This window comes from Limnobacter litoralis (assembly GCF_030160455.1).
Taxonomy (GTDB): Bacteria; Pseudomonadota; Gammaproteobacteria; order Burkholderiales; family Burkholderiaceae_B; genus Limnobacter; species Limnobacter litoralis.
In genome coordinates this window covers 1-6425 of sequence record NZ_BSOJ01000026.1, presented here as the reverse complement: position 1 = coordinate 6425, position 6425 = coordinate 1, and the positions used below count along the sequence as shown (strand labels likewise).

6 protein-coding genes are annotated in these 6425 nt (G+C 56.7%); all 6 read left to right on the top strand.

The window, feature by feature from the left end; genetic code table 11:
* Positions 1-7: 7 nt before the first annotated feature.
* Genes QQJ87_RS14685 through QQJ87_RS10895 form a run of 6 tightly spaced genes read left to right on the top strand, consistent with a single transcriptional unit; the run spans position 8 to position 6145 of the window.
* Positions 8-76 (top strand): MFS transporter small subunit, encoded by a 69-nt coding sequence (locus tag QQJ87_RS14685; protein ID WP_431310096.1) that lies wholly within the window; start codon positions 8-10, stop codon positions 74-76.
* A gap of 34 nt (positions 77-110) precedes the next feature.
* Positions 111-593 carry a formate dehydrogenase subunit gamma gene (locus QQJ87_RS10915; protein ID WP_284281755.1) on the top strand — a complete coding sequence of 161 codons (483 nt, stop codon included), beginning with the start codon at positions 111-113 and terminating at the stop codon, positions 591-593.
* Positions 590-2152, top strand: coding sequence for a formate dehydrogenase beta subunit (locus tag QQJ87_RS10910; RefSeq protein WP_284281754.1), 1563 nt, complete (start codon positions 590-592; stop codon positions 2150-2152). The genes QQJ87_RS10915 and QQJ87_RS10910 overlap by 4 nt, the downstream gene beginning before the upstream one ends.
* 10 nt (positions 2153-2162) lie before the next feature.
* On the top strand, positions 2163-5048 hold the full coding sequence (gene fdhF, locus QQJ87_RS10905; RefSeq protein WP_284281753.1) for a formate dehydrogenase subunit alpha: 2886 nt from the start codon (positions 2163-2165) through the stop codon (positions 5046-5048).
* Positions 5048-5893 carry a formate dehydrogenase accessory sulfurtransferase FdhD gene (fdhD, locus tag QQJ87_RS10900; protein WP_284281756.1) on the top strand — a complete coding sequence of 282 codons (846 nt, stop codon included), beginning with the start codon at positions 5048-5050 and terminating at the stop codon, positions 5891-5893. Before fdhF ends, fdhD begins: the two co-directional genes overlap by 1 nt.
* Before the next feature lie 3 nt (positions 5894-5896).
* Positions 5897-6145, top strand: coding sequence for a formate dehydrogenase subunit delta (locus tag QQJ87_RS10895; RefSeq protein WP_284281752.1), 249 nt, complete (start codon positions 5897-5899; stop codon positions 6143-6145).
* Positions 6146-6425 lie beyond the last annotated feature (280 nt).

Here is a 6425-nt window from a genome sequence, read left to right as displayed (position 1 = left end):
GGCATGGCTGGCTGTGGGTCTACCGCTGGCTTGGGGTGTTTACCGCACCCTGCTGAGTGCAGGCAAATTCTTCTGATTGACGTTTGAAAGCAAAAAGGCAGTAGACAGACATGAATTCTCATTTGAAGTTGTCAAATCGGCAGGTGATCGACGGGCTTCTAGCGCAGTTCCAGAATACGCCCGGTGGCTTGTTGCCCCTGCTGCATGCGGTTCAGGACACACTGGGCTTTATTCCGCCAGAGTCCGTGGATCACATTGCAGACGGATTCAACCGGTCGCGTGCTGAAGTGCATGGCGTGATCACCTATTACCACCATTTCCGCATGAGTCCACCGGGTCGTCACCTCATTCAGGTCTGCCGGGGGGAAGCCTGTCAGGCTTGCGGGTCTGAGGCTTTGTTGGCCGAGATGGAAGGTGCTCTCGGGTGCAAATCCCATGACACTTCGGCAGATGGAAATTACACGCTGGAAGCTGCCTACTGCCTGGGTCTTTGCTCTGTTTCGCCGGCTGTTCAGGTGGACGATCGCTTGATCGGCCGCGCGAATGTGGATCGTGTTCGTGAAGTGTTGAACCACATGGAGGGCAAGCAATGAACCGGGTCGTTTCTATTTATGTGCCCCGCGACAGCGCTGCCCTTGCATTGGGTGCAGATGAGGTGGCAAAGCGAATTGTTGAAGAGGCTGCAAGTCGTGGCCTCTCGATCAAGCTGGTCAGAAACAGCTCTCGAGGCATGCACTGGCTGGAACCTTTTGTTGAAGTGGACACGGCGCTGGGCCGCATTGGTTACGGGCCCGTGGCTGAGGCTGACGTGGCCAGTTTGTTTGACGCTGGGTTTGACAAAGGGCAACTCCATGCCTTAAGCCAGGGCATTGTAGAAGAAATGCCCTATCTGGCTCGTCAGGAGCGTCTGAGCTTCAAGCGCGCGGGTCTGATTGACCCTGTTTCACTGGCCGACTATGAGAATCACGGTGGTTGGGCAGGCTTGAGGCGTGCCCTGACCATGACACCAGAGGCGATGGTTCAAGAGGTACTGGACTCGGGGCTGCGTGGTAGAGGTGGCGCCGCATTTCCCACGGGCATCAAGTGGAAAACAGTCCTGAATACGCACGCTGATCAAAAGTACATTGTGTGCAACGCCGATGAAGGTGACTCAGGCACGTTTTCAGACCGCATGACCATGGAAGGCGACCCTTACCAGCTGATCGAAGGCATGACGATTGCCGGGCTTGCCGTAGGTGCTACGCAAGGTTACATCTATGTACGGTCTGAGTATCCTCATGCCATTGCAACGCTGAACGAGGCCATTTCCAAAGCAGTCGATGCCAGTTATTTGGGCGACTCTGTACTGGGTTCCGGCAAGGCGTTCCACCTGGAAGTGCGCAAGGCAGCAGGCTCGTATGTGTGTGGTGAGGAAACCGCCTTGCTGGAAAGCCTGGAAGGCAAACGTGGCATTGTGCGGGCCAAACCCCCCTTGCCGGCCATCGAAGGCTTGTTCGGCAAACCCACTGTCATCAACAACGTGGTGTCATTGGGCAGTGTGCCTGAAATTTTTGCGAAGGGCGCTGCCCACTACGCCAATTTTGGCATGAGCCGTTCGCGCGGCACCTTGCCTTTCCAACTGGCAGGCAATATCCGTTTCGGTGGCCTGGTTGAGAAAGCGTTTGGCTTGACCCTGCGCGAACTGGTATTCGACTTTGGCGGTGGCACCCGCTCAGGCCGACCTGTCAAAGCCATTCAGGTGGGCGGCCCTTTGGGGGCCTACATTCCGGAATCGCAGTGGGATGTGCCGCTGGACTATGAGCAATATGCAGCCATGGGTGGCGTGCTGGGTCACGGTGGCGTTGTGGTGCATGACGACACAGCCAACCTGGCCAGCCTGGCGCGTTACGCCATGGAATTTTGCGCGCTCGAAAGCTGTGGCAAGTGCACGCCCTGCCGCATCGGTTCAACCCGGGGCGTTGAGGTGATTGATCGCTTGACCGCTGGCCAGAAGCCCGAGCAGCAGGTGGTGCTGTTGCGCGACCTGTGCGACACCATGCTCAACGGCAGCCTGTGCGCCATGGGTGGCATGACGCCGTACCCCGTTCTGTCAGCCCTGAATCATTATCCGCAAGACTTTGGCGTGGCTGAGAAAGCAGCCGCCGCGCAGTGAGGGAACTATCATGCAATTCGTAGAAATTGAACTGGATTACGGCACCCCGAAAAAGGTGTCCACAGAGACCGTTACACTGACCATTGACGGTTTTGAAGTGACTGTGCCCAAAGGCACGTCAGTGATGCGCGCTGCCATGGACGTGGGTGTCAAAGTGCCCAAATTGTGCGCCACTGACAGCTTGGAACCCTTTGGTTCATGCCGCCTTTGTCTGGTTGAAATCGAGGGGCGCAAAGGCTACCCGGCCTCGTGTACAACACCGGCTGAAAACGGTATGGTGGTGCACACCCAAACCCAGAAATTGCAAGATCTGCGCCGTGGCGTGATGGAACTGTATATTTCTGATCACCCTTTGGACTGCCTGACCTGTTCTGCCAACGGTGACTGTGAGCTTCAAACCCAGGCGGGCGTGGTCGGTTTGCGCAATGTGCGTTATGGCGTGGGTGAGCAAGCTGGAGCCCACCACTGTGACATGGCCAAAGACGAATCCAATCCCTATTTCACTTACGACCCCAGCAAGTGCATTGTGTGTAACCGCTGCGTGCGTGCCTGTGAGGAAACACAAGGGACCTTCGCGCTGACCATCTCTGGGCGTGGTTTTGAGAGTCGGGTGTCTGCCGGTCAGAGCCAACCGTTTATTGACAGTGAATGCGTTTCTTGTGGTGCCTGCGTACAGGCCTGCCCGACCGCCACCTTGCAGGAAAAATCCATCATTCAGTGGGGTCAACCTGAGCATTCAGTGATTACCACCTGTGCTTATTGCGGTGTGGGTTGTGGTTTCAAGGCCGACATGAAAGGCAACACCGTAGTCCGCATGACACCCTGGAAGGATGGCAAGGCCAACGAAGGCCATTCTTGTGTGAAGGGGCGGTTTGCCTGGGGTTATGCGACGCACAAAGACCGCATCACCACCCCCATGATCCGCGAAAACATCACCGACCCCTGGAAGGTGGTGGGCTGGGACGAAGCCTTTGAGTTTGCTGCCAAGCGATTCAAGGCCATTCAGGCCAAACACGGTGTCGATTCTGTCGGTGGAATTACGTCTTCACGTTGCACCAACGAAGAAACCTATCTGGTGCAAAAGCTGGTGCGCGCTGCCTTTGGCACGAACAACGTAGACACCTGTGCCCGAGTGTGCCATTCGCCCACTGGTTATGGTCTGGGTCAGACACTGGGCACGTCCGCCGGCACACAAACCTTCAAGTCGGTCGAAGAGGCCGACGTCATCATGGTGATCGGTGCCAACCCAACGGATGCGCACCCGGTATTTGCATCCCGCATGAAAAAACGCCTGCGCCAGGGGGCCAAACTGATTGTGGTAGACCCACGTCGAATTGATTTGGTGAAGTCTGCCCACATCAAAGCCGATTATCACCTGGCCTTGCGGCCTGGCACCAATGTGGCGATGATCAATGCCTTGGCGCACGTGGTGGTTACCGAGTATCTGTTCAATGCCGAATACGTGGCAGAGCGCTGTGAGGACAAGAGCTTTATCGAGTGGCGTGATTTTGTGGCTCGCCCTGAAAATTCGCCCGAGGCATTCGAGGCTGAAACCGGCGTGCCCGCCGAGCAAGTTCGTGAAGCCGCTCGCTTGTATGCCAGTGGCCCCAACTCTGCCATTTACTATGGTCTGGGTGTGACGGAACATGCACAGGGCTCAACCATGGTGTTGGGCATTGCCAACCTCGCCATGGCCTGCGGCATGGTGGGTCGTGAAGGCGTGGGTATTAATCCGCTGCGTGGCCAGAACAACGTGCAGGGCAGCTGTGACATGGGCAGTTTCCCGCATGAACTACCGGGCTACCGCCACATTTCCGACACCACCGTGCGCAGCCAGTTTGAAGCTGCCTGGGGTGTTCCGCTGAGCCCAGAGCCTGGCTTGCGCATTCCGAACATGTTCGACGCCGCACTCGATGGTACTTTCAAAGGCCTGTATTGCCAGGGTGAAGACATTGTTCAGTCCGACCCCAACACACAGCATGTGATGGCGGCACTGTCAGCCATGGAATGCATCGTGGTGCAGGACATTTTCCTGAACGAAACCGCCAAGTTTGCACACGTGTTCTTGCCCGGTACTTCCTTCCTTGAGAAGGACGGCACCTTCACCAACGCCGAGCGACGCATTTCGCGCGTTCGGCAGGTAATGCCACCCCTGCCGGGCCTGGCGGACTGGGATGTGACCCTGAAATTGTCCGAGGCGCTGGGTTATCCGATGCGGTACAAAAACCCGGGTGAAATCATGGACGAAATTGCGGCGTTGACGCCCAGTTTTGCGGGTGTAAGCTATGCCAAGATCGAACAGCATGGCAGTGTGCAGTGGCCCTGCAACGAGGGTACGGATCTGCTGGGCACTTCGATTATGCACAAGGACAAGTTTGTGCGCGGCAAGGGCAAGTTTTTCATCACTGGTTACGTGCCAAGCCGCGAGAAGGTCACTCAACGGTTCCCCTTGTTGCTCACGACTGGTCGAATTCTGTCTCAGTACAACGTGGGCGCTCAAACCCGCCGCACTGCCAACAACGTGTGGCACAGTGAAGACGTGCTGGAAATTCATCCGCACGACGCACAAGACCGAGGCATTCGCGAGGGTGATTGGGTCGGTATCGAAAGCCGGGCAGGGCGCACAGTATTGCGGGCGCAAGTCAGCGAGCGCATGCAGCCGGGCGTGGTGTACACCACATTCCATTTTCCGGAATCAGGTGCCAACGTCATCACCACCGACAGTTCTGACTGGGCCACCAACTGCCCTGAATACAAAGTGACCGCTGTACAGGTGGTGGCTGTTAGCCAGCCTTCCGAATGGCAGCAGCGTTACGTCAAATTCAGCCGCAATCAGGAATCGCTGGTGCCCACCGAAGCCACAGCCACCCAGTTTGCGGAAGAGGGCGGAAAGTGATGATCGCTCGGGGCGAAGAGGTTATGCCAGAGGGAGTCGCCAGTCTGGCTGTGTTTCGACACAGCCAGTCGGGTAGTCGCCTGGAGAACGACCATGTGGCAGAGGAAGTGCCTGTGGCCATGGTGTTTAACGGCATTTCCCATGTGGTGATGATGGCTTCGCCCTGTAACCTTGATGACTTCGCCCTGGGCTTTGCGTTGAGTGAAGGACTGATCGACAAGCCTTCGGCCTTTTACGGAGTGGACGTGTTGCGCAGTGCCAAGGGAATTGAGCTGCGCATCGAAGTGTCCGCCGCCTGTGAATATGCCATCAAGGCCCGCAAGCGCAATCTGGCTGGCCGCACTGGCTGTGGCTTGTGCGGCACCGAAAGTCTGGATCAGATCAATCGCGATCATCCACCGGTCCAGGCACTCGCCATACCTGCGGAGGCCATCGACAAGGCCGAACAGCACTTGCGAAAGCATCAGGTGCTCGGGCAAGCCACTGGGGCTACTCACGCAGCCGCTTGGGTCACTTTAAGTGGCGACATTGTTTGCATTCGTGAAGACGTGGGGCGACACAACGCCCTGGACAAATTGATCGGCGCAATGGCTCGCCATCGCGCTGTGAGACCCGACGGATTTTGCATGGTAACCAGCCGTGCCAGCTTTGAGATGGTGCAAAAGGCCGTGGCTTTGCAGGCGCCCGCATTGGTGGCAATCAGTGCACCTACAGCGCTTGCCATTGAGACTGCCTGGGCCGCCAACCTGACCTTGCTGGGCTTGGCGCGCAACGGAACCTGGGTGGCTTATGCCCACGGAGAGCGGGTACAAAACCGGCAAATACAGACCATTGAGGACAATTGAGTAATGAACTTACACAGCCTGATTGACATGGCCAACCAGATTGGCGACTTTTTCAGCACCATGCCCGACGCCGAAGAAGCCAGCATGGGCATTGCAACCCACATCAGCAAGTTTTGGGAGCCCCGCATGCGCAAGCTGCTGATGGATGCGATTGCCGCGGATGAAGCGGTGGATCTTTTGCCCGGCGTGAAATCAGCCCTGCTGGCGCACGCCGACTTGATGAAAGACCGCCGTGTCAGCCAGTCGGCCTAGGGACACCGTCAGCGCGTCAGTGCAACCCCCGTCTCGGCTCAAAATGCTTGCTCTAGACAACCTGAGGCATCAGGAATTCCCTTAGGGGTTATTACTGACGTGCGTTTCTTGCTAATAAATCTTATCTTCTAGGTCAATTGCGTAATTTGCGCAGTTTACTCCACTGCCCCTCACAGGCTTTGAATTCGAATACAGAAGGGCAGTGGTTTGTTCTAATAATTAAAAGTATTGAGGCAGGAGGTTCAATGTCATCAGTTGCAGTAGGAGATATGCGAGGCGG